Below are 23,487 nucleotides of genomic sequence, written 5' to 3'. Positions count from 1 at the left end.
GGGCTTGTCCCGGATGTCAAGTACGGACTGCCGGAAAATCGAGACCGCGGGGTAGCTTGACCGCGTGCGATTGAGAGTGGAGTTCACGACCGAGCCCTTCGACCTCGAAGAGGCTCCTGCCCATGCCGTGGCCGCCCGCGAGGTCATCCAGAAGGCCCAGCTGGACGCGGTGGACGTCGGCCCGTTCGGCAACACCGCAGAAGGCGAGGCCGACCGGGTGCTGGCCGCGGTGGGCGCCCTGCTGCGCGACTCCCTGGAGGCCGGAGCCACGCGCGTCTCGCTCCAGGTCAACGTGATCGGGGAGGACACCCCATGACCGAGCCCCGCGACCACCCGTTCGTCGCAGCGGTCAAGCCGCTCGTGGACGCCATGGGCGGCGAGCTGATGGATCCGGCCCTGGCGCAGCCCGACGACGTCGTGCTCACCTGGGAGGGCCAGGACCTGCTGGCCGTGCGACTTCCGCAGCTCTCCGACTCGCTGGACCACATCCTGGCGGCCCTGGAGCGCCGGCACGGCGTACCGCTGTCGCAGCTCGACCGGAAGTCCAAGCAGGACGTCGTGCGGATACTGGAGGCGCGAGGCGCCTTCTCCGTCCGGCACGGTGTGGAAACGGTCGCGGGCGCCCTGGGGGTAAGCCGTTTCACGGTCTACAACTACTTGAACAGGGACGCGGGCTCCGCCAAAGGTGGCGGCAAGACCAGCCAAGGGTGAACGATCCCTGACCCACGGTGACGAGCCGCCGCCCAATTCACCCGGGCGGCGGCTTTTGTGTACGGGAAGTTTCAACAAAGTGTTGACGCCGTGTTGTGGAGGGCGTTAGCTATGCGCAGCCCGTCAAAGCAACAACAGGCCACGGAGGCCTACCGTGACTTCGAGTCCGACCCCGGGTCTCACCCGGTTCAACGCCTTGGACGACAGCGCGGCCACGGCCGAGCTGCACGAGGTGTGCGCCAGCTCGGCGTGGGGGAGCAAGCTGCTCGCCCAGCGCCCCTTCGCCACCGCTGAATCCCTGTTCGCCGCCAACGAGGCCGCCATGGCGGAGCTCACCGCGGAGGACCTGGGCGAAGCGATGGGAGGCCACGCGCCGATCGGCCGGCCGAAGCCGGGAGACCCGACCTCCGCCCGCGAGCAGCGTGGCATGGCCGGTGCCTCGGAGGAGCTCAAGAACGAGCTCCTCGAACTGAACCTGGCCTACCAGGAGAAGTTCGGCCACGTCTTCCTCATCTGCGCCACCGGTGCGACCGGTGCGTTCATGCGGGACGCGGTCAAGGTCCGGATCGACAACTCGCCGGAACAGGAGCGGGAAATCGCCCGCGGCGAGCTCGTCAAGATCAACAAGATCCGCCTGACCCGCCTCGTCGAACTCGTAGGAGGAGAGTGAGCATGAGCACTGAGACCACCGCGTCGGTGTCCACGCACATCCTGGACACCAGCATCGGCAAGCCCGCAGAGGGCGTCGCCATCTCCCTGTCGGCCCGTACGGGTCTCGACGGCGAGTGGGCGGCCCTGGGCGGTTCCGCCACCGATGCGGACGGGCGCTGCAAGGACCTGCCGGCGCTGCCGGAGGGCACCACCCACGTGCGTCTCGACTTCGAGACCGAGACGTACTTCTCCAAGAAGCAAGCCGAGGCGCAGCAGGACGCCCCCCGCGTAAGGGACAGCGGTGCGTTCTTCCCCGAGGTCACCATCACCTTCGCGGTGAACCCGGGCGAGCATTACCACGTACCGCTGCTGCTCAACCCGTTCGGCTACTCCGTTTACCGAGGGAGCTAGCATGGCCACGATTCTGGGCCAGAACCAGTACGGCAAAGCAGAGAACCGCGTCGTCAAGATCACGCGGGACGGCGACACGCACCACATCAAGGACCTGAACGTCTCGGTCGCCCTCTCCGGCGACATGGACGACGTCCACTACTCCGGCTCGAACGCCAACGTCCTGCCGACGGACACCACCAAGAACACGGTGTACGCGTTCGCCAAGGAGTACGGCATCGAGTCCGCCGAGCAGTTCGGCATCCACCTGGCGCGCTGGTTCGTCAACAGCCAGGAGCCGATCCAGAAGGCGCGCATCCGGATCGAGGAGTACTCCTGGTCCCGGATCGCCACCTCGGACGCCAACTCCAAGTTCATCGGCTCCGACGAGGTGAACCACTCCTTCGTCCGTGAGGGCATGGAGACCCGCGTCACCCAGATCACGTACGACGGCAAGAACTGGGAGGTCATCTCCGGCCTCAAGGACCTCGTCGTCATGAACTCCACGAACTCCGAGTTCTGGGGTTACGTGAAGGACAAGTACACGACGCTGAAGGAGGCCTACGACCGCATCCTGGCCACCCAGGTGTCGGCTCGCTGGCGCTTCAACTGGTCGGACGACGAGCAGCGGATGCCCAACTGGGAGAAGTCCTACGCCGAGACCCGCAAGCACATGCTGCAGGCCTTCGCGGAGACCTACTCCCTGTCGCTGCAGCAGACCCTGTACCAGATGGGTTCGCGCATCATCAACCACCGTTCGGAGATCGACGAGGTCCGCTTCTCGCTCCCGAACAAGCACCACTTCCTCGTGGACCTTGAGCCGTTCGGCCTCAAGAACGACAACGAGGTCTACTTCGCCGCGGACCGTCCGTACGGTCTGATCGAGGCCACTGTTCTGCGGGACGGCGTCGACGCCCGTATCCCCGTGGACATGACCAACCTCTGATGCGGCACGCGCGTCCCGGGGCTCCGCAGTGGCCCCGGGACCGCGACACACCTTCACTTCCTGAATCGGCACCCGGACGCATCACTCGGGGCGGCAGTACTGTCAGCTGTCAAGGCCCCCGGCTCCGGCACTCAAATCTCCTGGGCCTTGCCGTGCCCATACCGCCACTGAAAGCACGAGGAAGTCCCATGGCAGCATCGGCAGCCCATGACAGCGCGGTCGAGCGCATCGTCATCGAGAACTGTGCGATTGCGACCGTCGACGCGAACGACACCGAGTACGCCTCGGGTCACGTCGTCGTCGCCGGCAACAAGATCGAGTCGATCGGTGCGGGCAAAGCCCCCGAGAACCTCGAGAACGTCGTCCGCCGCATCGACGGCACCGGGCACCTCGTGACCCCCGGCCTGGTCAACACGCACCACCACTTCTACCAGTGGATCACGCGTGGCCTGGCCACCGACCACAACCTCTTCAACTGGCTGGTCGCGCTGTACCCGACGTGGGCGCGCATCGACGAGCAGATGACGTACACGGCCGCGCAGGGCTCCCTCGCCGCGATGGCCAAGGGCGGCGTCACCACCGCCATGGACCACCACTACGTGTTCCCCAAGGGCTCCGGCGACCTCTCCGGCTCGATCATCCGCGCCGCGTCCGAGATGGGCGTACGGTTCACCCTCGCCCGCGGCTCGATGGACCGCAGCGAGAAGGACGGCGGCCTGCCGCCGGACCACGCCGTCGAGACCCTCGAAGGTGCGCTCGCCGACACCGAGGCGACCGTGAAGAAGCACCACGACGCCTCCTTCGACGCGATGACCCAGGTCGCCGTCGCCCCGTGCTCCCCCTTCTCGGTCTCCACCGAGCTGCTGAAGCAGGGTGCCGAGCTGGCCCGCCGCCTGGGCGTGCGCATGCACACGCACGGCTCCGAGACCGTCGAGGAAGAGCAGTTCTGCAAGGAACTGTTCGGCATGGGCCCGACCGACTACTTCGAGTCGACCGGCTGGCTCGGCGAGGACGTGTGGATGGCGCACAGCGTCCACATGAACGACTCCGACATCGCCGCGTTCGCCCGCACCAAGACCGGTGTCGCGCACTGCCCGTCCTCCAACGCCCGTCTGGCCGCCGGCATCGCCCGCGTCCCGGACATGCTCGCCGCCGGTGTCCCGGTCGGCCTCGGCGTGGACGGCACCGCCTCCAACGAGTCCGGTGAGCTGCACACCGAGCTGCGCAACGCGCTCCTCATCAACCGCCTGAACCCGGTCCACCGCGAGCGCGCCCTCAACGCGCGCCAGGCCCTGCGCCTCGGCACCTACGGCGGCGCCCAGGTCCTCGGCCGCGCCGACAACATCGGCTCGCTCGAGGTCGGCAAGTGCGCCGACCTGGTGCTGTGGAACCTGAGCACCTTCCTGCACTCCTCGATCGCCGACCCGGTCACCGCGCTGGTCTTCGGCGCCGCGGCCCCCGTGACGGCTTCGTTCGTCAACGGCAAGCAGATCGTCGAGAACAACCGACTGCTCTTCGCGGACGAGGACGCCATCGCCGTGTCCACCCGGGAAGAGGCCCAGCGCCTCGCGCGGATCTCCGCGCAGGCCTGATCCCACGGAGTCCGGCCGGGGGGGACGGCCCCCGGCCGGCGGCCGCGGACCCGAGCGGGGTCCGCGGCAGCCGTTCCCGGGAAGCGCCTGAGGACATCCGAAGGCGCCCCCGGGGCGGTGACTCGTGCCACTGGCATCGCCATGCGCAAAATACCCGCGGAACGGTTTGGGCGAATCGTTTCTGCACCCCTTGGGACAAGCATCCGCACCACCCACAACTCCATACAGCTCGACTCGCACCGCTTTCGCACCACCTCCAAGACACCCACGTCCCTGCCGACGTGTTACCCGACCGGAGGAAGCCGTGGCCCAGTCGCCCAGGTTTCGCAAAGACGCAGTCGCAGTACCGCAGGTCTCCGGGGAGAAACACCCGGTCGACGAGACCCTGCCCCCGCTGAAGATGTTCACCAGCGGTCTCCAGCACGTGGCCGCCATGTACGCGGGTGTCGTGGCCCCGCCCATGATCGTCGGCCCTGCCGTCGGCCTCTCCGCCACCGAGACCGCGTTCCTGATGGGCGCCTCGCTCTTCACCGCCGGCCTCGCCACCCTCCTCCAGACCCTCGGGTTCTGGAAGATCGGCGCCAAACTCCCCTTCGTCAACGGCGTCTCCTTCGCCGGTGTGACCCCGATGATCGCGATCGGCAAGGGGGAGGGGGACGACGCGATACCGGTCATCTTCGGCGCGATCATCGTCGCCGGAGTCATCGGCTTCTTCGCCGCCCCCTACTTCGGCAAGCTCGTCCGCTTCTTCCCACCGGTAGTGACCGGAACGGTCATCACCCTGATCGGCGTCTCGCTCCTGCCGGTGGCCTTCAACTGGTCGCAGGGCGGGAACAGCACCGCCGGCGACTACGGCTCGATGAAGAACATCGGGATGGCCGCCCTCACCCTCGTCATCGTGCTGCTGATGCGCAAGTTCCTGCGCGGCTTCCTCCAGCAGATATCCATCCTGCTCGGCCTGGTCGCGGGCACGCTCATCGCCCTCCCGCTGGGCATGACGAGCTTCGAGGCCGTCCGCAACGCCTCCGTCGTCGGCTTCCCGACGCCGTTCCACTTCGGCGCCCCGCAGTTCCAGGTCGCCGCCATCATCTCGATGTGCATCGTCATGCTCGTCTGCATGACCGAGTCCACCGCCGACATCCTGGCCCTGGGCAAGATCGTCGGCCGTCCGGCGGACGCGAAGACCATCGAGGGCGGCCTGCGCGCCGACACCCTCGGCAGCGCGATCAGCCCGCTGTTCAACGGCTTCATGTGCAGCGCCTTCGCCCAGAACATCGGGCTCGTCGCCATGACCAAGGTGCGCAGCCGGTTCGTGGTCGCCGCGGGCGGCGGCATCCTGATCCTGCTCGGCCTGTGCCCGATGGCGGCCTCCGTCATCGGCGTCGTCCCGCTGCCGGTCCTCGGCGGCGCCGGCATCGTCCTCTTCGGATCGGTCGCGGCCAGCGGCATCCAGACCCTGGCAGGCGCGGCCATGGAGAAGGGCGAGAACGCCCTGATCGTCGCCGCCTCCGTGGGCATCGGCCTGATCCCGATCGCCGCGCCGCAGTTCTACCACGCCTTCCCGAAGGACCTCCTCGTCGTCCTCGACTCCGGCATCAGCACCGGCTGCGTCGTGGCCATCCTGCTGAACCTGGCCTTCAACCACCTCGGCGCCAGGAAGGGCGCGGCCTCGGGGGCCGCGGCGGACCCGGTGCCGGTGCACTGACGCCCGGCTCCTGCCCGGGCGCACGGAACGGCGGTGCGTACGCCACCCACTGCGGGTGTGGCGTCCGCACCGCCGTTCGCGTGCCGCCGTTCGCGTGCCCGGTCAGCCGGTCAGCCGGTCAGCCGGTCAGCCGGTCAGCAGGTCGGCAGGTCAGCAGGTCGAGTGGAAGAGGCCGGCGACCCGCTCGGTGGCGGCCAGCCGGTTGTAGACCTCCACGGCCGCGGTCGTCTCCGCCACGTGTACCTCGACCCCGGCCGCCCGGAGCACCTCCAGCGTCTGCGGGACGATCCCGAGGCGCTTGTCCATGCCCTGGCTGAGCACCACCGCGGTCACCCCCAGGTCGAGGAACTCGCGCACCTCCTGCGGCTGGATGCCGGGCTCGTGCCGCGTGCCGTGCTCGGACCAGTCCCAGGGGCGGCCGCCGCCCGGGTACAGCCTGAAGTCCTTGCCGGGGGCCAGCCCTTCGGCCTCGATCCGGCCCCACGCGAGGTGCGTGATCCGCGGGGAGCGCTCGGCGGCCGGGTCCGGCACCGGGGGCTGCCACAGCATCAGGTTGCTCATCAGGTCGGCCTGTTCGATCGCGTCGTCGAGGGCGTGGTGCGTGTGCCGGCGCCGGGAGAGCAGTGCGCGGGGCATCCGGCCCTTGACCGCGGCCCGCAGCGGCACCCGCGCCTTCGTCGCGTAGAGGGTCTTCATGTCCAGGCAGCCCGAGTGGCCGAAGGGGCTGTCCCCGCCGAAGCGGATCAGGTACCAGTAGAGGAAGGTCCAGTCGAAGGAGGCCGGGTAGCCGCACATCACCGGCTGCGCCCCCGCGGAGACCTCCCGCACCCAGGTGCGGAACTCGGCCATGGCGACCGCCGGATCGGCGCCCTCCCGCACCAGCCGGTCGCGGTCGAGCCCGCTGACGGCGAGCGCCTCGGGAACGTACGCGTCGCTGATCGGCCGCAGCTCCCGGTAGAAGGTCCGCTCCTGCGGATCGGCGGCCGTGTACGTGGGGCCGTCCTGGCGGCCGGCGACCGCGGCCCCGAAGCTGATCATCGAATACGGGCCGGGAATGGGTCCGTCGGCCTCGATGTCGACGGAGATGTAGAGACTGGGACGTGCGGTGCGGGCTGCCATGCGCGAGAGCATGCCAGCCCGCACCGCACCGTTCACCCGGATTTACGCGGGCCCACGCACGGTGGCCGGCAGTGGACCCTGCGTGCGTACGGCGTCCCGCGTCCGGTCGGCGGCCGGTCGACGGTCGGCGCCGCCGGGGGGAGGACGGAAGGCGGGGAGCGCAGCGTCGGAGCGAAGGAACGGTCATGTTCGCAGACACCAAGGCATTCAGCGGATTCTCGGTCGACGACCTCGGCAAGGCCAAGGAGTTCTACGGAGGCACCCTCGGCCTGCGCGTCTCGGAGGACGAGGACATGGGCCTGCTGTCGCTGCACCTGGCGGGCGACACCACGGTCATGGTCTACCAGAAGGACGACCACGAGCCGGCGAGCTTCACGATCCTCAACTTCCCCGTCGACGACGTCGACCGGGCCGTCGACGAGCTCACCACCCGTGGCGTCCGGTTCGAGCGCTACGACGGGTTCGGCATGGACGCCAAGGGAATCGTCCGGCCGGAGGGGAACGAGCCGACCATCGCCTGGTTCAAGGACCCGGCGGGCAACGTCCTGTCCGTGCTGGACGGATCTCCCTAGCCCCTCCCGCCGGCCCCCGGCCCCCGGATCCCCCTGACCCCGCCCTACGAGGCCGGGGTCAGGAACATCCCGGTGTGGTCCCCGCCCGCGGTGTTCTTGCAGCTGAAGCCCGAGGCCGCGGGCTGCGCGACGACCAGGGAGAGGCAGCGCCCGGCGGCCAGCTGGCCGTAGTAGTTCGGGTGCATGGATTCCTGGATGAGGCCCTGCGACTCGTTGTTGTCGATCCAGCGCGCCCACTCGCTCGTCTTCGCCGACGCCGGGACGGTGGAGCTCACCTGCTTGCTCGCCTTGGCGCACACCTCGCGGCCCTGCAGCATGTCCCGCAGGTCCAGGAACTGCACTCCCTTGGCCGCGGCGACTGCCTTGATGCGGCCCGCGATCTGCGGCACGAGCGAGTCCCGCGCCCAGTCCGAGTCCCGGTTCCAGAAGGGGCAGCCGCCCGTGTTGAGCCGGCTCCAGTCGCTCTGCGTGTACCGGTTCTCGGCGCCGCGCGGGATCGGCGACGGGTAGGACTGCAGCACGATCCGGTACGAGGAGTCGGCGTACCCGGCCGCGCGCATCACGGCCCGTACCTCGTCCACGGACTTCCCGACCTTGCCCATGACCGCGTCGATCTTCTGGTCGACGGAGTACTGCTGGTCGTCGTGGCAGTAGGAGTTCCAGATGATGAAGTCGTACGCGCAGCTCTTGATGATGTCGGCGAAGCCCAGGTCGTTCCCGCCGATGGACAGGGCGATGACCTTGACGTCGTGGCTCGCGGCCACCGCGGCGAGCTGATCGGCCTGCGGGGCCTCGCCCTTGAAGGCGACGCCGCCGTTGGAGGCGCGGAACACGTTGTCCGAGACCGCCCCCGAGCAGGCCAGGTTCACGGCGACGTCGGCGATCGGTCCGGCGCTGCGCACCTCGGCGGAGTCGGAGCGGTGACATCCGCCGGCCGTGGTCCCGTAGACCTTGCCGGGGTCGTAGGTACTGCCGCTGACCCAGCCCCGGTCGGTGCCGTTGCGGCTCCCGGTGTTGGTCAGGGTGTTGCCCTTCCAGCGTCCGGCCTCGCCGGAGATGTAGCTGTCGCCCATGGACACCACGGCGGTGGGTCCGCTTCCGGGGCTGGCCGCGGAGGTCCCGGCGCCGCCGGCCACCAGGGCGGTGACGGCGAGCGGCAGAACCATCCCGGCACCGGCCAGTCGTCGCACGCGACTGCGGTCACGGTCCTTGCTGAGGTTGCGGAATCCGATCACTGCGGAACTCCTGCGTTCGGCCACGCCGAAGTCGGCAACGACTCCGTTGCGTGGCTGGGAAGTGGGGGTACCGCCGGCCGGTGGCATCGGAAAGGTGACACGGGGCCGCTTGTTACCGCTAGGTACAGGCAAGTTACGAACAAGTAACAACCGACCGGTCGTTCGGCGCCCCGCCTGCGGAACAATCACTTCCGCGGGCTTGGTCCGGGCCCCTGGCGGAGTCTGACGGCCCGTCCGGGCACATCGGCCGCATCGCACGCGGACCGGCCGCCGCACCGGGCACGGACCGGCCGCCGCACTGGGCACGGACCGGCCGCCGCACCGGGCGCGGACCGGCCGCCGCACCGGACGCCCCATCGGCGCTGCGTCGACGTCGTGTTGTGGAACGCAAACGGCTCCGCCCCCGTGCCGTGAGGCGACGGGGGCGGAGCCGGCCGGCTTCGACTGCTGTGCGATTCAGCCGAACCCGGGTCTCAGCCGACCAGCTGGTCGTACGCGGGGAGCGTGAGGAAGTCCGCGTAGTCCGCGTCCAGGGAGACCTGGAGGAGGAGGTCGTGGGCCTGCTGCCACTTGCCGGCCGCGAAGGCCTCCTCGCCGACCTCGGCGCGGATGGCGGCCAGTTCGTCGGCCGCGATCGTGCGGGTCAGGTCGGCCGTGGCCGTCTCACCGTTCTCGAACACGACGCCGGCGTTGATCCACTGCCAGATCTGCGAGCGGGAGATCTCGGCGGTGGCGGCGTCCTCCATCAGGCCGAAGATGCCGACGGCGCCGAGGCCGCGCAGCCAGGCCTCGATGTAGCGGATGCCGACCTGGACCGCGTTGCGCAGGCCCTCGTACGTGGGCTTCGCGTCCAGCGAGTCGATGGCGATGAGCTCGCCCGGGGCCACGTGGACGTCCTCGCGGAGGCGGTCCTTCTGGTTGGGCTTCTCGCCGAGGACGGCGTCGAAGGAGGCCATCGCGATCGGGACCAGGTCGGGGTGGGCGACCCAGGAGCCGTCGAAGCCGTCGCCCGCCTCGCGGTCCTTGTCGGCCTTGACCTTCTCGAAGGCGACCTTGTTGACCTCGGCGTCCTTGCGGGACGGGATGAAGGCCGCCATGCCGCCGATGGCGTGCGCGCCGCGCTTGTGGCAGGTGCGGACCAGCAGTTCGGTGTACGCCCGCATGAACGGGGCGGTCATCGTCACCGCGTTGCGGTCCGGCAGGACGAACTTCTCGCCGCCGTCGCGGAAGTTCTTCACGATGGAGAAGAGGTAGTCCCAGCGGCCCGCGTTCAGGCCGGCCGCGTGGTCGCGCAGCTCGTAGAGGATCTCCTCCATCTCGTACGCGGCGGTGATCGTCTCGATCAGGACGGTCGCGCGGACGGTGCCCTGCGGGATGCCGACGTAGTCCTGGGAGAAGACGAAGATCTCGTTCCAGAGGCGCGCCTCCAGGTGCGATTCCGTCTTCGGCAGGTAGAAGTACGGGCCCTTGCCGAGGTCGATCAGGCGCTTCGCGTTGTGGAAGAAGTACAGGCCGAAGTCCACGAGCGAGCCGGAGGCCGGGCCGCCCTCGAACTGCAGGTGGCGCTCCTCCAGGTGCCAGCCGCGCGGCCGCATGACGACGGTCGCCAGCTCCTCGGCGGGCTTGAGGGCGTAGGCCTTGCCGGTGCGCGCGTCGGTGAAGTCGATGCGGCGCTCGTAGGCGTCGATGAGGTTGAGCTGGCCGAGGACGACGTTCTCCCAGGTGGGAGCCGAGGCGTCCTCGAAGTCGGCGAGCCAGACCTTGGCGCCCGAGTTCAGGGCGTTGATGGTCATCTTGCGGTCCGTCGGACCGGTGATCTCCACACGACGGTCGTTCAGCGCGGCCGGGGCCGGCGCCACCTTCCAGTCGCCCTCGCGGACCTGTGCGGTGTCCGGGAGGAAGTCGAGGGTGGAGGTCCGGGCGATCTCCGCGCGGCGCTCGCCGCGGCGGGCGAGGAGCTCGGCGCGGCGGGGGGCGAACCGCCGGTGGAGCTCGGCCACGAAGGCGAGGGCCGCTTCGGTGAGGACTTCGTCCTGCCGGGGCAGGGGCTCGGCGTCGACGATGGCCAGCGGGGACGGCGCTGGTGCGGACATATCTGTCACTCCTTCAGCGGCGGTGCCTGGCGGCCGCGGGGGAATGCTCGCGCGAGACGGCACGCAGTGCCGTCGGGTGTGGAGAGTTCCGGGATACGGTCGCGGGCGCCGTCTGTGGGTTCAGGGCGCTTCTGACCAGTGGATAGTAATTTCCTCATGGTGGAAGTTCAATGGTTTGTTGATGTCGAGATTCTCTGGGTCGACAGATTCCGCTCTCTGGTGGCCCTCAGTGCCATTGTCGTCACGCCGTGCTCAGAGGAGACGTGCCAGGTCGGCGGGCGTGTCGATGTCGAAGGCCTCCGCGATGTCCGAGCACTCCACCAGCATGAGCTCTTCGGCATGTCGTGCGAGGTGTACCCGCGCGCCCTTGTCGCCCGTCGCCGTCGCCGCGATGTCGGCCCAGCGGTCCGCGCCGAACAGCACGGGGTGGCCGCGCTCCCCGCCGTACGCCGCCGCCACCAGGCTCGCGGGGGAGCGGTAGGCCTCCCGGACCCGGGCCACGGCCGCCGGGCCGATGCCCGGCTGGTCCACCAGCGAGACCAGGGCCGCGCGGGCGTCCGTACCGGCCAGGGAGGCGAGGCCGACCCGCAGGGAGGAGCCCATCCCCTCCGCCCAGTCGGGGTTGTCCACGACCACGCAGCCGGTCAGGTCGGCGCGCTCGCGGACCTCGGACGCCGAGGCGCCGAGCACCACGTGGACCGGGCCGCAGCCCGCCTCGCGCAGCACCCGTACGGCGTTCTCGACCAGCGGGCGGCCGCGGTAGGGGAGCAGGGCCTTGGGCCGGCCGCCGAGGCGGCGGCCGCCGCCGGCGGCCAGGAGCAGGCCCGCGATCACGGGCGCATCGGTGCGGGAGTCGGCTGACATGCCACCGATTCTCGCTCCTGCGCGCGGTCCCGTGAGTGCCGCCCCAGGGTGCGCCGTACGGAGGCCAGCGCGGCCCCGATCCGCAGCGGCCGGGAGATCCGGTTCTCGGTGGCAGACAGCAGGGCGCGTTCGTCACGGTCGGTCAACATCTCGGCGTCTCCTTGCCAATCGCGGGCCAATACGGCGAGTCTGGTCCCCGATTGGCCTGGCCGTCAGAGCCAATCAGGGGAGGTTGGCATGGCAAACGGGCGAGTGGTCCAGACAGCGGACAGAACCATCGGCAGCCGGCAGCTCGCGGCCCTGCTGCCCGCCGACGTACTGACCCGCCCCGGCTACCGGGCGCTCGCCGACGCCGTCCGCACGCTGATCCTCGACGGCCGGATCGCCCTGCACGTGCGGCTGCCCGCCGAACGCGAACTCGCCGAGGCGGTCGGCGCCAGCCGGGCCACCGTCACCGGCGCCTACGACCTGCTGCGCGAGAGCGGCTACGTCCGCAGCCGGCGCGGCTCCGGCACCTGGACCGAACTGCCCGACGGCCACCTGCCGGTCGGCTCGCCCGCCATCATCGGCGGGGGCACCGGAGGCCGGCCCGACGGCGACCCCGGGATCGACCTCGCCATCGCCGCCATGGGCGCCCCCGAGGGCAGCCTCGCCGAGGCCTTCGCCTGGGCCGCACCCCGGCTCTCCGGGCTCGCCCGCCACCCCGGCTACCACCCCTTCGGCCTGCCCGACCTGCGGGCCGCCGTCGCCGACCGGTTCACCCGGCGCGGGCTGCCCACGCGCCCCGAGCAGATCCTGGTCACGGCCGGAGCCCAGCAGGCCTTCGCGCTGGTCATGAGCCTGCTGTGCCGGGCCGGGGACCGGGTCGTGACCGAGAACCCCACCTACGCCAACGCCCTCGACGCCCTGCGCCACGCACGGCTGCGCACCGGGTCCATCGCCGTCTCCGACGCCGGCTGGGACATGGACATCGCCGAGTCCACGCTGCGCCAGACCGTGCCGAGGATGGCGTACGTGATCCCCGACTTCCAGAACCCCACGGGCGCGCTGATGCCCCCGGAGCAGCGGCTGCGGCTGCTCGCGACGACCCGGGCGACCGGGACCTGGCTGGTGGTCGACGAGACCATCGCCGACATCGCGCTGGACGTCCCCGCGCCCGCGCCGCTGGCCTCCCTCGCCCCGCGCGGCGGCGCCGACCACGTGATCACCATCGGCTCGCTCAGCAAGACGCACTGGGGCGGCCTGCGCGTGGGCTGGGTCCGGGCCACCGCGAAGATGATCACCGAGCTGACGGCCGTACGCGTCTCGGCCGACATGACCGGCTCGGTGCTCGACCAGCTGGTCGCGCTCCCGCTGATGGACGCCTTGGACCGGTCCCTGCCCGCGCGGCTCGCGCAGCTGCGGATCCAGCGCGAGGCCCTGGTGCAGTCGCTCCAGCGGCACACCCCGGAATGGTCCTGGCGGGTTCCGCCGGGCGGGCTCTCGCTCTGGGTCGACCTGGGCGAGCCGGTCAGCTCCGCGCTGGCCGAGCGGGCGGCGGCCGCCGGCGTGCACATCGGCCGCGGCGCGCGCTTCGGGGTGGACCCGGGCACCTTCGAACACCGCCTGCGGATCCCGTACACGCTCCCCGCGGACCGCCTGGACGAGGGCGTGCGCCGCCTGGCGAGCGCCTTCCACGACGGGGTCCCGCTGCCGTCGGCGGTGGAACGGCCGCACTGGGTCGCCTAGGGCGCGTCCCGTGCGTCCAGCCCGTTCGCCTTGTACGGCCCGTTCGCCTCGTACGGCCCGTTCGAGGTGTCCGGCCCGCGGAAGTACGCGTTCGCCGCGGGGGCGAACATCAGGGCCACCGCCGTCAGGACGGCCGCCAGGTGGACGGTCCTGCTGACGCCGAAGACCCACTCCAGGGCGTCTGCGCCCGCCAGCGCGCCGGCGAGCGATCCGCCGTCCAGGAGGTACCCGAGCGGTTCGACCACCAGCGAGGCGGTACCGAGGACGCCGAGGCCGAGGGCCAGGGTGATCCGGGCCCAGCCGGCCCCGCGGCGCATCCGTACGGCGACCAGCACGGCGGCGGTGAACACGGCCGACCGCACCGCCAGGCCCGCGCCCGCCCCGTCGGCCGGGTTCCGGCTGAGCATGAGGGCGGTCTCGAAGACGCCGGCGGCCACGGCCGTGATCCAGAGCGCGTAGGCGGCCCGGACGGCGGCGGGCGGCGGGCCGGGGTTCCGGCGCCTCGCGGCCCGGTGTGCGGCGGGGGACGGGGCAGGCATCGGGGGCTCGCTCTCGGTACGGGGACGGGGCACCCCGATGCTCCCGCCGGCCCCGGGCCGCGCACCCGCCGGTGGCCCGGTGTATCCGCCCGGGGGCTGGCCCCCCTACGGCGTGCGGATCAGCCGGCGGGTGGCGGCCGCCGCGACCGCCGAGGTGCGGGAGTCGACGCCGAGCTTGGCGTAGATGTGCACCAGGTGGGACTTGACCGTGGCCTGGCTGAGGAAGAGCTTCTTGGAGATCTGCTGGTTCGACAGGCCGTCCGCGACCAGCTGCAGCACCTCCAGCTCCCGCTTCGTCAGTGCCTCCGCCGGGGTCCGCATCCGGTCCATCAGACGCAGCGCCACCGCCGGGGCCAGGGCCGACTGGCCCGCGGCGGCCGTCCGTACGGCCGCCGCCAGCTCCTCCGGCGGGGCGTCCTTGAGCAGGTAGCCGGAGGCACCCGCCTCCACCGCCGCCAGGATGTCCGCGTCCGTGTCGTACGTGGTCAGCACCAGCACCCGGGGGGCGCCCGGGCGGGCGGTGATCAGGGCCGTCGCCGCGGAGCCGTGCATGCCCGGCCCGAACTGGAGGTCCATCAGGACCACGTCCACCGGCTCGCGGGCCGCCAGCTCCACCGCGCGCTCGGCGGTCGCGGCCTCGGCCACCACCGCGAAGTCCGCTTCGGTGTCCAGCACCGCGCGCAGCCCCGCCCGGACCACCGGGTGGTCGTCGGCGAGCAGCAGACGGATGGTCACGGTGCCTCCACGGGTTCCAGCGGCAACGGCAGGGTGACGGCCACGGCGGTGCCCTGGCCGGGGTCGGACTCGACGGTGAACAGCCCGCCCAGGGTCTCGGCGCGCGAGCGCATCGCGGGCAGCCCGAAGCCCCCGTCGCCGGAGCCGCCGGAGCCCGACGCGGCCGAGGAGGGATCGAAGCCGTGCCCGTCGTCGACGATGTCCAGCGTGACCGAGGCGTCCATGAAGGTCAGGGTGATCTCGGCGCGCCCGGCCCGCGCGTGCCGCACCACATTGGCCAGCGCCGACTGCGCGATCCGCAGCAGGGCCACCTCGTACGGGGTGGGCAGCACCCGCGGGCTGCCGCTCAGCGAGAACCGGACCCGCGGCCCCGGCACCCCGGAGCACAGCCGCTCCAGCGCGGCGGCGAGCGACCCGTGCTCCAGGTCCGGCGGGGTGAGGGCCCGTACGAAGCGGCGCGCCTCGGCGAGGTTGTCCTGGGCGGCCTCCCGGGCCCGGGCGATGTGCTCCAGGGCCGGAGCCTCCTCGGGCAGCGCCCGCTCGGCGGCCCGCAGCAGCAGCTGGATGGAGGACAGCCCCTGGGCGAGGGTGTCGTGGATCTCCCGGGCCAGGCGTTCGCGCTCGGCGAGGATCCCGGCGCTCCGCTCGGCCGCGGCCAGCTCGGCCCGCGTCGTGATGAGCTCCTCGATCAGCTCGCGGCGGCGTTCGCTCTCGCGGTACAGCGCCTGGTAGCCCAGGACGGTCGCCACCGCCACGGCCCCGCCCAGCAGCGGCCCGAGGAAGGCCCCGGGGGTCACCGTGCTGCTGTGCGCGAGGAAGCCGCCGATGGCCGCGCAGGCGGTCACCGCGACGGCCGCGACGCCCCAGCGCAGCCGCAGCAGGTGCAGCTCCAGGAAGTACAGCGGGAAGGCGATCCACAGCCCGTCGGGGGAGACCGCGAGCAGCGCCGTCCAGGCCGCCCCGAGCCCCGCCAGCCACACGGCCCCGGCGCGCGGCGAGCGGTGCACCGCTGGGGTCCGTACGCCGCCGGCGTACACCGCGGCCAGCACCGCGCAGGCGGCGACCACCCAGCCGGCCCGCGGCGCGGAGTCGGCGACCGCCCGCCCGGCGGCGAGCGCGAGCAGCCCGAACAGCAGCGCGTGCAGGCACAGCCGCAGCACTTTCGACACGGGGGTGAGGGCGCGGGACGCGGGGGGAGGGGGCGGACCGGGGAGCACGCGGGGAACGGGAGCAGTCATGGCCCGACCAGCGTAAGCGGGCCGGGAACGGCCCCGGTCAACCGAAAGTTTGATGTCCTGGTGCACCCTTCGATACGAGGATCTCTCCTGGGGCGCGATGCCTTGTGTCCACGGGGAAGACCAGGGTGGGGAACATGTTCGTCGCATGGAGAGATCTACGGTTCGCCAAGGGGCGCTTCGCCCTCATGGGCTCGGTCGTCCTGCTGATCACGCTGCTGGTCGGCCTGCTGTCCGGGCTCACCTCCGGCCTGGCCCGGGAGAACATCTCGGCCATCACCGGTCTGCCCGCCTCGCACCTGGCCTTCGCCGCGCCCACCGGGGACCAGAAGGTGTCCTTCACCAACTCCCAGGTGCCCGAGTCCGCCTGGCTGGCCTGGCGCGGGCAGCCCGGGGTGACGGCGGCGGAGCCGCTCGGCATCCGCACCACCAACGCCGTCTCGGGTGAGCGCACCGCCGCGGTCTCCGTCTTCGGCGTGGACCCGGCCGGCGGGCTCGGACCGCGGAAGGCCGGCCTCACCCAGGGCCGGGTGGTCCTCGCCGAGAAGGCCGCGAAGGAGCTGGGCGGCCTCACCGCCGGCGCCAAGCTCAGGATCGGCCCGCTCGAACTGACCGTGGCCGCCGTCTCCGGAACCGCCGCCTACAGCCACACCCCGGTCGTGTGGATGGACCTCAACGACTGGCAGCGCATCGGCAACCCGGGAACCTCCATCGACACCCTCGCCACCGTCGTCGCCGTCTCCGGCGGCGGCCTGGACCTCGCCGCCGCGGACCAGGCCGCCGGCACCAAGGCCCAGAGCGTCGACGAGGCACTGGGCGCCATAGGCTCGTACCAGGCCGAGAACGGCTCGCTCCAGCTGATGCGCGGCTTCCTCTTCGCCATCTCGGCCCTGGTGATAGGGGCCTTCTTCACGGTGTGGACGATCCAGCGCAGCGGGGACATCGCCGTCCTGAAGGCCCTGGGTGCCTCCACCCCGTACCTGCTGAAGGACGCCCTCGGCCAGGCCGTGGTGATGCTCGCGATCGGCACCGGCCTGGGCACCGCGCTCGCCGCCGCCTTCGGCGCGCTGATCAGCGGCGGTGACGTGCCCTTCGTCCTCGACGCCGCCACGGTGCTCGTCCCCGCCGCGATCATGATCCTGCTCGGCGCGCTGGGAGCGGCCCTGTCCATCCGGCGGATCACCGCCGTCGACCCGCTGACCGCCCTCGGGAGCGCCCGATGACCCTGCTCGTCCACGACGTCACGCTCACCTACCCCGACGGCGAGAGCCGGCTCACCGCCCTCGACTCGGTCTGCCTGGAGGTCCCCGCCGGGACGCTGACGGCGGTGATCGGACCCTCCGGATCCGGCAAGTCCAGCCTGCTCGCGGTCGCCGCCACCCTCGTCACGCCGGACTCCGGCCGGGTCGTCGTCGCGGGCCGTGACACCGCCGATCTCGGCCCCGCCGAGAAGTCGGCCCTGCGCCGGGAGAAGATCGGCATCGTCTTCCAGCAGCCGAACCTGCTGGCCTCGCTGACCGCCGCCGAACAGCTCCAGGTCATGGCGCACCTCTCCGGCCGCCCGGCGCGGGCGGTGCGCCGGCGCGCGCTGGAGCTGCTGGACGCGGTGGGCCTGGCCGACAAGGCCGACAAGCGCCCCCACCAGCTCTCCGGCGGCCAGCGCCAGCGGATCAACATCGCCCGCGCCCTGATGAACGAGCCGGCCGTGCTGCTGGTCGACGAGCCGACCAGCGCGCTGGACCACGAGCGCGGCGCGGCCGTGCTCGACCTGCTGGTCGCCCTGACCCGCGAGCGCTCCACCGCCACGGTGGTGGTCACCCACGACCACGCCCACCTGGAGCGGATGGACCGCACGGCGACGATGGCCGACGGCTGCCTGACCCAGAGCCCGGACCCGGTCCCGGCGCCCTGAGCGGCGTACGCGACGGCCCCGGCGCCCCCTGCGTGGAGAGGGGGCGCCGGGGCCGTCGCGTACGTGCCTGCGCGCTACGCCGGGGTCTGGTTGGACAGCGCCACCGACAGCTCGGCCGCGACGCCCTGCAGGATCGGCACGAAGGACTCGGCCACGGCCTCGGTGACCCGCCCCGCCGGACCCGAGATGGAGATCGCGGCGGCGGTGGGCGAGTTCGGCACGGAGACCGCGAGGCAGCGGACTCCTATCTCCTGCTCGTTGTCGTCGACCGCGTAGCCCACCTTGCGGACCTGCTCCAGCGCGTCGAGGAAGCCCTCGGGCGTGGTGATGGTCTTCTCGGTCGCCGCCGGCATCCCGGTGCGGGCCAGCAGGGCCCGTACCTCGTCGGCGGGGGTGTAGGCCAGGAGCGCCTTGCCCACGCCGGTGGAGTGCGGCAGCACCCGGCGGCCGACCTCGGTGAACATGCGCATGGAGTGCTTGGACGGCACCTGGGCGACGTAGACGATCTCGTCCCCGTCGAGCAGCGCCATGTTCGCCGTCTCGCCGGTCTCCTCGACCAGACGGGCGAGGTAGGGGCGGGCCCAGGTGCCCAGCAGGCGCGACGCGGACTCGCCGAGGCGGATCAGGCGGGGGCCGAGGGAGTACCGTCGGTTGGGCTGCTGGCGGACGTAACCGCACGCCACCAGGGTGCGCATCAGGCGGTGGATCGTGGGCAGAGGCAGACCGCTGGCGGCGGAGAGCTCGCTGAGGCCGACCTCACCCCCGGCATCGGCCATACGTTCGAGCAGATCGAAGGCGCGCTCAAGGGACTGGACGCCACCGCTGGCGGCGGGGGTCTTTGAGGAAGCGTCGGTGGTGCTGGCGCTGGACGTCGGCACGGGCGCGGTCCTTTCGGTGCTGGCAGGCAAGAGAGCAGCCTACCCGGCTGCCGGCATCGGCCCTAGTGCTGGGGTCCGGGCCGTCGTCGCCGGTCAGAGGGGGTTTGTCCTGGTGACGGACGTCCTCGGGAAGTTACCCGCCACGCTCCCGGCGGTGGTAGCTACATTCTGTATAGCGAAATCTTAATTCCATCCTGTGGAAACATCCAATTGCGGTCCTGGTGTGTCAGTGGTCCGTCCGGGCGCTCTTGACTGGCTCCGGATCGCCGGGAAGACTCCGTCAACAGAACGTTGAATTTCGCTCTGTGGAAGTAGATGGGGAGGTTCCGGTGTCCGACGTGGCTGTGGAACTGGTACTGCGCTCGACGCGCGTCATCACCCCCGAGGGGACGCGTGCCGCTTCGGTGGCCGTCGCCGGCGGGAAGATCACGGCCGTGCTGGCGTACGAGGCCGAGGTACCGGCCGGAGCCCGGCTGCAGGACTTCGGTGACGACGTCCTGCTCCCCGGCCTGGTCGACACCCACGTCCACGTGAACGACCCGGGCCGCACCGAGTGGGAGGGCTTCTGGACGGCCACCCGCGCCGCGGCGGCCGGAGGCATCACCACGATCCTCGACATGCCGCTGAACTCCCTGCCGCCGACCACCACGACCGGCAACCTGCGCGTCAAGCAGGAGGTCGCCCGCGCCAAGGCGCACGTGGACGTGGGCTTCTGGGGCGGCGCGCTGCCCGACAACGTCAAGGACCTGCGCCCGCTGCACGACGCCGGCGTCTACGGCTTCAAGTGCTTCCTGTCGCCCTCGGGCGTGGACGAGTTCCCCGAGCTCGACCAGGAGCAGCTGGCCACCTCGCTCGCCGAGATCACCGGCTTCGGCGGCCTGATGATCGTGCACGCCGAGGACCCGCACCACCTCGACGCCGCTCCCGTCGTCCCGGGCCCGAAGTACGCCGACTTCCTGGCCTCCCGTCCGCGCGACGCCGAGAACACCGCGATCGGCAACCTGATCGCCCAGGCCAAGCGGTTGAACGCCCGCGTCCACGTGCTGCACTTGTCGTCCTCCGACGCGCTGCCGCTGATCGCCGCCGCCAAGGCCGAGGGCGTCAAGATCACCGTCGAGTCCTGCCCGCACTACCTCACCCTCACGGCCGAGGAAGTGCCGGACGGCGCCAGCGAGTTCAAGTGCTGCCCGCCCATCCGCGAAGCCGCCAACCAGGACCTCCTGTGGGACGCGCTCGCCGACGGCACCATCGACTGCATCGTCTCCGACCACTCGCCCTCCACCGCGGACCTGAAGACCAGCGACTTCTCCACCGCGTGGGGCGGCATCTCCTCCCTCCAGCTGGGCCTGCCCGCCATCTGGACCGAGGCGAAGAAGCGCGGACGCTCCCTCGAGGACGTCGTGCGCTGGATGTCCGCCGCCCCGGCCGCCCTCGCAGGCCTGGCGCAGAAGGGCGCGATCGAGGCCGGCCGCGACGCCGACTTCGCCGTGCTCGCCCCCGAAGAAACGTTCACCGTGGACCCGGCCGAACTCCACCACCGCAACCGGGTCACGGCGTACGCGGGCAAGACCCTGTACGGCGTCGTGAAGTCCACCTGGCTGCGCGGTACGCAGATCGCCGACCACGGCACCCCGACCGAGCCCACGGGCCTCCTCCTCGAAAGGCAGAACTGACCAGTGGCGATTGAATCCTTCACCGGCAACGCGAACCCGTACGGAGGCGGCGACCCGTATGCGGACTACCGCACCGCGGACTTCCCCTTCACCCAGTACGCGAACCTCGCCGCCCGTGAGCTGGGCGCCGGTGTCATCGCCGCCAACGACGAGTTCTTCGCCCAGCGCGAGAACCTGCTGATCTCCGAGGCCGCGCACTTCGACCCCGAGGACTTCGGCCACAAGGGCAAGGTCATGGACGGCTGGGAGACCCGCCGCCGCCGCGGCATCTCCGCCACCCAGCCCTGGCCGACCCCCGAGGACCACGACTGGGCGCTCGTACGCCTGGGCGCCCCCGGCGTTATCCGCGGCATCGTCGTCGACACCGCCCACTTCCGCGGCAACATGCCGCAGGCCGTCTCCATCGAGGCCACCAACTGGGAGGGCGCCCTCGCGCCGACCCCGGAGGAGCTCCAGGGCGACGACGTGAAGTGGACGACCATCGTCGCCCGCACCCCGGTCGGCGGCCACGCGGCCAACGGCTTCGAGGTCGACGCCCCGCAGCGCTTCACGCACCTGCGCGTCAACCAGCACCCCGACGGCGGCATCGCCCGCCTGCGCGTCCACGGCGAGGTCCTGCCCGACCCGAAGTGGCTCGACGCGCTCGGCTCCTTCGACGTGGCGGCCCTGGAGAACGGCGGCTCCGTCCAGGACGCCTCCAACCGCTTCTACTCCCCGCCGGCCAACACCATCAACCCGGGCCGCTCCCGCAAGATGGACGACGGCTGGGAGACCGCGCGCCGCCGCGACAACGGCAACGACTGGATCCGCTACCAGCTCGTCGCCGAGTCCGAGATCCGCGCCGTCGAGATCGACACCGCGTACCTCAAGGGCAACTCGGCCGGCTGGGCCTCGCTGTCGGTCAAGACGGGCGAGGAGGGCGAGTGGACGGAGTTCCTGCCGCGCACCCGCCTGCAGCCCGACACCAACCACCGCTTCGTCCTGGACGCCCCGGCGGTCGGCACGCACGTCCGGATCGACATCTTCCCGGACGGCGGCTTCTCCCGCCTGCGCCTGTTCGGCTCCCTGACGGAGTCCGGCGCCGCGGCACTGACGGCCCGCCACCAGGAACTGGGCGGCTAGTCCGGAACCAGTGCGACGCGCGCCCCGAAGGCCGACACCTTCGGGGCGCGCTCGCATGCTCTGCCTGCCGCCATTCCGGGGCGCGGGGTGCCTTCCAGCCCCGCCGGCGTTTGAGGCGCGGGGTCCGGGGCGGAGCCCCGTGCACGCGGCCCGCACCAGCCCACCAGGCGCACGGCCCCGATCCCCGCCCGCCCGCCCGGCAGAGGGCTCCGCACGCCCGGCCCGAGAGCTACGCGGCGTGCCCGCCGTCCACCGCGAACTCCGCCCCCGTCACGTACGAGGCGTCCGGCCCCGCGAGGAACGACACCACGGCCGCCACCTCCCGCGGCGCCCCGAACCGCCCGAGGGTCGTCATCGCCGCCTGCGGACCCGCGTACGGTCCGTCCGCCGGGTTCATGTCCGTGTCCACCGGCCCCGGGTGCACGAGGTTCGCGGTGATCCCGCGCTCGCCCAACTCCCGGGCGAGGGCCTTGTTGAACCCGGTCAGCGCCGACTTGCTCATGGCGTAGAGCGTTCCGCCCGGCCCCGGCACCCGCTGGGTCATGCAGCTGCCGATGGTGATGATCCGCCCGCCGGAGCCGAGGTGCGCGGCCGCCGCCTGCGTGGTGTGGAACACCCCGCGCACGTTGACGGCGAGTACGCGCTCGACGTCGGCCGGAGCCAGGCCCTCGAGCGGCCCGAGCAGGCCCACGCCGGCGTTGTTGACCAGCACGTCGAGCTGCCCGAACTCCCGCACGACCCGCTCCACCACCGCCCCGGCGGCGCCGGGATCCCCGGCATCGGCCCGCACGGCCAGCGCCCGCCGCCCGAGCGCCTCGACCTTCCCGACGACCTCGGCCGCCGCCTCCGCGTCGCTGACGTAGGTGAGGGCGACGTCCACCCCGTCCTCGGCGAGCCGCAACGCGACGGCCGCCCCGATCCCCCTGCTCCCACCGGTCACCAGCGCCACGGTGCTGCTGCTGTCCATGTCGTTCCTCCCGCATCGATTGGTTTCTGCTTCAATCAAATCCCTGCGGGATCAACACCGCTGGCGGTAATCCGACCTGGCGTTCCCCGGCGCCGGAACGGGCGAAACGGGTGGGGGCATGCGTGGCGTCGCGATGAGTTCCGGTGGGTCCGGGAGTCTGCATTCGTGCAGGGACCGACCGAGCGAGGAGCGCAGGGCCATGGGGAAGCTGACACTGACCACCTTTGTGACGCTGGACGGCGTGATGCAGGCGCCCGGGGGGCCCGACGAGGACCGGGGCGGGGGGTTCGAGTACGGCGGGTGGGTCGCGCCGTTCGCCGATGAGGGGATGGGGGAGTTCGTCACCGAGGTGTTCGGCCGGGCCGAGGCGTTTCTGCTCGGGCGGCGGACGTACGAGATCTTCGCCGCGTACTGGCCGGAGCACGACGACCCCGCCGACCCCGTCCCGGCCAAGCTGAACCGGCTGCACAAGTACGTGGCCTCCACCACCCTGGACGAGCCGGCCTGGGGGCCGGCCACCGTGCTCGACGGGGAGCACCTGCAGAGCGAGATCGTGCGGGCCAAGGACGAGCTGGACGGGGAGCTCCAGGTGCACGGCAGCGGACAGCTCGCGCAGTGGCTGCTGGCCCGGGACCTCGTGGACGAGATCAATCTGCTGGTGTTCCCGGTGGTGCTCGGGACCGGCCGGCGGCTGTTCCCCACCGGGGGACTGCCGACCGCCTACGAGCTGACCGCCTCCCGTACGACCCCGGCCGGCACGGCCATCCACACCTACCGTCCGACGGGGCGGGCCGCCTTCGGCACGGTCGGGTGAGCAGAC

24 protein-coding genes are annotated in these 23,487 nt (G+C 71.5%); 14 read left to right on the top strand and 10 right to left on the bottom strand.

Translation table 11 applies throughout. The features are described 5' to 3' along the window. The first annotated feature begins 64 nt into the window (after positions 1-64). The 7 genes from OG534_RS06730 to OG534_RS06700 all read left to right on the top strand — a co-directional run bounded on the left by OG534_RS06730 (position 65) and on the right by OG534_RS06700 (position 5,995). The gene (locus OG534_RS06730) at positions 65-316 is read left to right on the top strand and encodes a thiamine-binding protein (RefSeq protein WP_326587156.1); all 252 of its coding nucleotides are present in this window, start codon (positions 65-67) and stop codon (positions 314-316) included. After that, a complete protein-coding gene (locus tag OG534_RS06725; protein WP_326587155.1) occupies positions 313-711 on the top strand; it encodes a helix-turn-helix domain-containing protein in 399 nt (132 codons plus the stop codon). The genes OG534_RS06730 and OG534_RS06725 overlap by 4 nt, the downstream gene beginning before the upstream one ends. 154 nt (positions 712-865) lie before the next feature. Then, positions 866-1,381 (top strand): 2-oxo-4-hydroxy-4-carboxy-5-ureidoimidazoline decarboxylase, encoded by a 516-nt coding sequence (gene uraD / locus OG534_RS06720; RefSeq protein ID WP_326587154.1) that lies wholly within the window; start codon positions 866-868, stop codon positions 1,379-1,381. 2 nt (positions 1,382-1,383) lie between these two features. Then, on the top strand, positions 1,384-1,773 hold the full coding sequence (gene uraH / locus OG534_RS06715; protein WP_030715205.1) for a hydroxyisourate hydrolase: 390 nt from the start codon (positions 1,384-1,386) through the stop codon (positions 1,771-1,773). 1 nt (position 1,774) lies between these two features. Beyond that, positions 1,775-2,698: a factor-independent urate hydroxylase gene (pucL, locus tag OG534_RS06710; RefSeq protein WP_031149253.1), complete on the top strand. Its 924-nt coding sequence runs from the start codon at positions 1,775-1,777 to the stop codon at positions 2,696-2,698. Between the two features lie 188 nt (positions 2,699-2,886). After that, positions 2,887-4,290 (top strand): 8-oxoguanine deaminase, encoded by a 1,404-nt coding sequence (locus OG534_RS06705; protein ID WP_326587153.1) that lies wholly within the window; start codon positions 2,887-2,889, stop codon positions 4,288-4,290. Between the two features lie 304 nt (positions 4,291-4,594). Further along, positions 4,595-5,995: a nucleobase:cation symporter-2 family protein gene (locus OG534_RS06700; protein WP_326587152.1), complete on the top strand. Its 1,401-nt coding sequence runs from the start codon at positions 4,595-4,597 to the stop codon at positions 5,993-5,995. A 150-nt stretch (positions 5,996-6,145) separates the two neighbouring features. Here OG534_RS06700 and OG534_RS06695 read toward each other — a convergent pair whose 3' ends face one another. Further along, positions 6,146-7,114 carry an MTH938/NDUFAF3 family protein gene (locus OG534_RS06695; protein WP_326587151.1) on the bottom strand — a complete coding sequence of 323 codons (969 nt, stop codon included), beginning with the start codon at positions 7,112-7,114 and terminating at the stop codon, positions 6,146-6,148. 185 nt (positions 7,115-7,299) lie between these two features. Here OG534_RS06695 and OG534_RS06690 point away from each other — a divergent pair, with 185 nt between their 5' ends. Then, on the top strand, positions 7,300-7,686 hold the full coding sequence (locus OG534_RS06690) for a VOC family protein (RefSeq protein ID WP_326587150.1): 387 nt from the start codon (positions 7,300-7,302) through the stop codon (positions 7,684-7,686). Between the two features lie 44 nt (positions 7,687-7,730). On the opposite strand, the gene OG534_RS06685 is transcribed toward OG534_RS06690, so the two are convergent. From OG534_RS06685 to OG534_RS06670, 4 genes are all read right to left on the bottom strand, one after another. Continuing rightward, the gene (locus OG534_RS06685; RefSeq protein ID WP_442807217.1) at positions 7,731-8,852 is read right to left on the bottom strand and encodes a GDSL-type esterase/lipase family protein; all 1,122 of its coding nucleotides are present in this window, start codon (positions 8,850-8,852) and stop codon (positions 7,731-7,733) included. A gap of 542 nt (positions 8,853-9,394) precedes the next feature. Next, positions 9,395-11,014 (bottom strand): malate synthase A, encoded by a 1,620-nt coding sequence (gene aceB / locus OG534_RS06680; protein ID WP_326587148.1) that lies wholly within the window; start codon positions 11,012-11,014, stop codon positions 9,395-9,397. A 252-nt stretch (positions 11,015-11,266) separates the two neighbouring features. Beyond that, positions 11,267-11,878, bottom strand: a complete 612-nt coding sequence (locus tag OG534_RS06675) for a nucleotidyltransferase family protein (RefSeq protein ID WP_326587147.1) — start codon at positions 11,876-11,878, stop codon at positions 11,267-11,269. Then, the gene (locus tag OG534_RS06670; RefSeq protein WP_326587146.1) at positions 11,845-12,027 is read right to left on the bottom strand and encodes a hypothetical protein; all 183 of its coding nucleotides are present in this window, start codon (positions 12,025-12,027) and stop codon (positions 11,845-11,847) included. The genes OG534_RS06675 and OG534_RS06670 overlap by 34 nt, the downstream gene beginning before the upstream one ends. An 88-nt stretch (positions 12,028-12,115) precedes the next feature. Between OG534_RS06670 and yczR the strand changes: the two genes are divergently transcribed. After that, a complete protein-coding gene (yczR, locus tag OG534_RS06665) occupies positions 12,116-13,606 on the top strand; it encodes a MocR-like transcription factor YczR (protein WP_326587145.1) in 1,491 nt (496 codons plus the stop codon). Here the strand turns inward: yczR and OG534_RS06660 are convergent. The 3 genes from OG534_RS06660 to OG534_RS06650 all read right to left on the bottom strand — a co-directional run bounded on the left by OG534_RS06660 (position 13,603) and on the right by OG534_RS06650 (position 16,118). Beyond that, positions 13,603-14,145: a hypothetical protein gene (locus OG534_RS06660; protein ID WP_326587144.1), complete on the bottom strand. Its 543-nt coding sequence runs from the start codon at positions 14,143-14,145 to the stop codon at positions 13,603-13,605. The two genes, yczR and OG534_RS06660, sit on opposite strands and share 4 nt — an antisense overlap. Positions 14,146-14,250: 105 nt before the next feature. After that, positions 14,251-14,880, bottom strand: coding sequence for a response regulator transcription factor (locus OG534_RS06655; RefSeq protein ID WP_326587143.1), 630 nt, complete (start codon positions 14,878-14,880; stop codon positions 14,251-14,253). Next, positions 14,877-16,118 (bottom strand): sensor histidine kinase, encoded by a 1,242-nt coding sequence (locus OG534_RS06650; RefSeq protein ID WP_326587142.1) that lies wholly within the window; start codon positions 16,116-16,118, stop codon positions 14,877-14,879. The genes OG534_RS06655 and OG534_RS06650 overlap by 4 nt, the downstream gene beginning before the upstream one ends. 134 nt (positions 16,119-16,252) lie before the next feature. Between OG534_RS06650 and OG534_RS06645 the strand changes: the two genes are divergently transcribed. Continuing rightward, positions 16,253-17,338, top strand: coding sequence for an ABC transporter permease (locus OG534_RS06645; RefSeq protein ID WP_326587141.1), 1,086 nt, complete (start codon positions 16,253-16,255; stop codon positions 17,336-17,338). Then, positions 17,335-18,027 (top strand): ABC transporter ATP-binding protein, encoded by a 693-nt coding sequence (locus OG534_RS06640; RefSeq protein ID WP_326587140.1) that lies wholly within the window; start codon positions 17,335-17,337, stop codon positions 18,025-18,027. The genes OG534_RS06645 and OG534_RS06640 overlap by 4 nt, the downstream gene beginning before the upstream one ends. Positions 18,028-18,101: 74 nt before the next feature. On the opposite strand, the gene OG534_RS06635 is transcribed toward OG534_RS06640, so the two are convergent. Continuing rightward, the gene (locus OG534_RS06635) at positions 18,102-18,905 is read right to left on the bottom strand and encodes an IclR family transcriptional regulator (protein ID WP_326587139.1); all 804 of its coding nucleotides are present in this window, start codon (positions 18,903-18,905) and stop codon (positions 18,102-18,104) included. Between the two features lie 338 nt (positions 18,906-19,243). Between OG534_RS06635 and allB the strand changes: the two genes are divergently transcribed. Together allB and alc are read left to right on the top strand one after the other, a co-directional pair. Further along, complete coding sequence (gene allB / locus OG534_RS06630) at positions 19,244-20,578, top strand: allantoinase AllB (protein ID WP_442807216.1); 1,335 nt, start codon at positions 19,244-19,246, stop codon at positions 20,576-20,578. A gap of 3 nt (positions 20,579-20,581) precedes the next feature. Continuing rightward, complete coding sequence (gene alc, locus OG534_RS06625) at positions 20,582-21,700, top strand: allantoicase (protein ID WP_326587137.1); 1,119 nt, start codon at positions 20,582-20,584, stop codon at positions 21,698-21,700. Between the two features lie 229 nt (positions 21,701-21,929). On the opposite strand, the gene OG534_RS06620 is transcribed toward alc, so the two are convergent. Then, positions 21,930-22,667 (bottom strand): SDR family oxidoreductase, encoded by a 738-nt coding sequence (locus OG534_RS06620; protein WP_326587136.1) that lies wholly within the window; start codon positions 22,665-22,667, stop codon positions 21,930-21,932. A 199-nt stretch (positions 22,668-22,866) separates the two neighbouring features. On the opposite strand from OG534_RS06620, the gene OG534_RS06615 reads away from it, so the two are divergent. Next, positions 22,867-23,481 carry a dihydrofolate reductase family protein gene (locus tag OG534_RS06615; RefSeq protein WP_326587135.1) on the top strand — a complete coding sequence of 205 codons (615 nt, stop codon included), beginning with the start codon at positions 22,867-22,869 and terminating at the stop codon, positions 23,479-23,481. Positions 23,482-23,487 lie beyond the last annotated feature (6 nt).

This window comes from Streptomyces sp. NBC_01294 (genome assembly GCF_035917235.1).
Classification (GTDB): Bacteria; Actinomycetota; Actinomycetes; order Streptomycetales; family Streptomycetaceae; genus Streptomyces; species Streptomyces caledonius.
The sequence above is the reverse complement of the archived record's forward strand: the minus strand, read 5'-3'. Positions and strand labels throughout refer to the sequence as shown.

Excerpts from the sequence above, each read along its gene's own strand:
- OG534_RS06620 (WP_326587136.1), bottom strand. The coding sequence starts at position 22,667 with ATGGACAGCAGCAGCACCGTGGCGCTGGTGACCGGTGGGAGCAGGGGG.
- uraH (WP_030715205.1), top strand. The coding sequence starts at position 1,384 with ATGAGCACTGAGACCACCGCGTCGGTGTCCACGCACATCCTGGACACC.
- OG534_RS06640 (WP_326587140.1), top strand. The coding sequence starts at position 17,335 with ATGACCCTGCTCGTCCACGACGTCACGCTCACCTACCCCGACGGCGAG.
- OG534_RS06645 (WP_326587141.1), top strand. The coding sequence starts at position 16,253 with ATGTTCGTCGCATGGAGAGATCTACGGTTCGCCAAGGGGCGCTTCGCC.
- OG534_RS06615 (WP_326587135.1), top strand. The coding sequence starts at position 22,867 with ATGGGGAAGCTGACACTGACCACCTTTGTGACGCTGGACGGCGTGATG.
- yczR (WP_326587145.1), top strand. The coding sequence starts at position 12,116 with ATGGCAAACGGGCGAGTGGTCCAGACAGCGGACAGAACCATCGGCAGC.
- OG534_RS06695 (WP_326587151.1), bottom strand. The coding sequence starts at position 7,114 with ATGGCAGCCCGCACCGCACGTCCCAGTCTCTACATCTCCGTCGACATC.
- aceB (WP_326587148.1), bottom strand. The coding sequence starts at position 11,014 with ATGTCCGCACCAGCGCCGTCCCCGCTGGCCATCGTCGACGCCGAGCCC.
- OG534_RS06670 (WP_326587146.1), bottom strand. The coding sequence starts at position 12,027 with ATGTTGACCGACCGTGACGAACGCGCCCTGCTGTCTGCCACCGAGAAC.
- OG534_RS06685 (WP_442807217.1), bottom strand. The coding sequence starts at position 8,852 with ATGGTTCTGCCGCTCGCCGTCACCGCCCTGGTGGCCGGCGGCGCCGGG.
- OG534_RS06650 (WP_326587142.1), bottom strand. The coding sequence starts at position 16,118 with ATGACTGCTCCCGTTCCCCGCGTGCTCCCCGGTCCGCCCCCTCCCCCC.
- OG534_RS06705 (WP_326587153.1), top strand. The coding sequence starts at position 2,887 with ATGGCAGCATCGGCAGCCCATGACAGCGCGGTCGAGCGCATCGTCATC.
- OG534_RS06690 (WP_326587150.1), top strand. The coding sequence starts at position 7,300 with ATGTTCGCAGACACCAAGGCATTCAGCGGATTCTCGGTCGACGACCTC.
- pucL (WP_031149253.1), top strand. The coding sequence starts at position 1,775 with ATGGCCACGATTCTGGGCCAGAACCAGTACGGCAAAGCAGAGAACCGC.
- OG534_RS06725 (WP_326587155.1), top strand. The coding sequence starts at position 313 with ATGACCGAGCCCCGCGACCACCCGTTCGTCGCAGCGGTCAAGCCGCTC.
- OG534_RS06660 (WP_326587144.1), bottom strand. The coding sequence starts at position 14,145 with ATGCCTGCCCCGTCCCCCGCCGCACACCGGGCCGCGAGGCGCCGGAAC.
- OG534_RS06675 (WP_326587147.1), bottom strand. The coding sequence starts at position 11,878 with ATGTCAGCCGACTCCCGCACCGATGCGCCCGTGATCGCGGGCCTGCTC.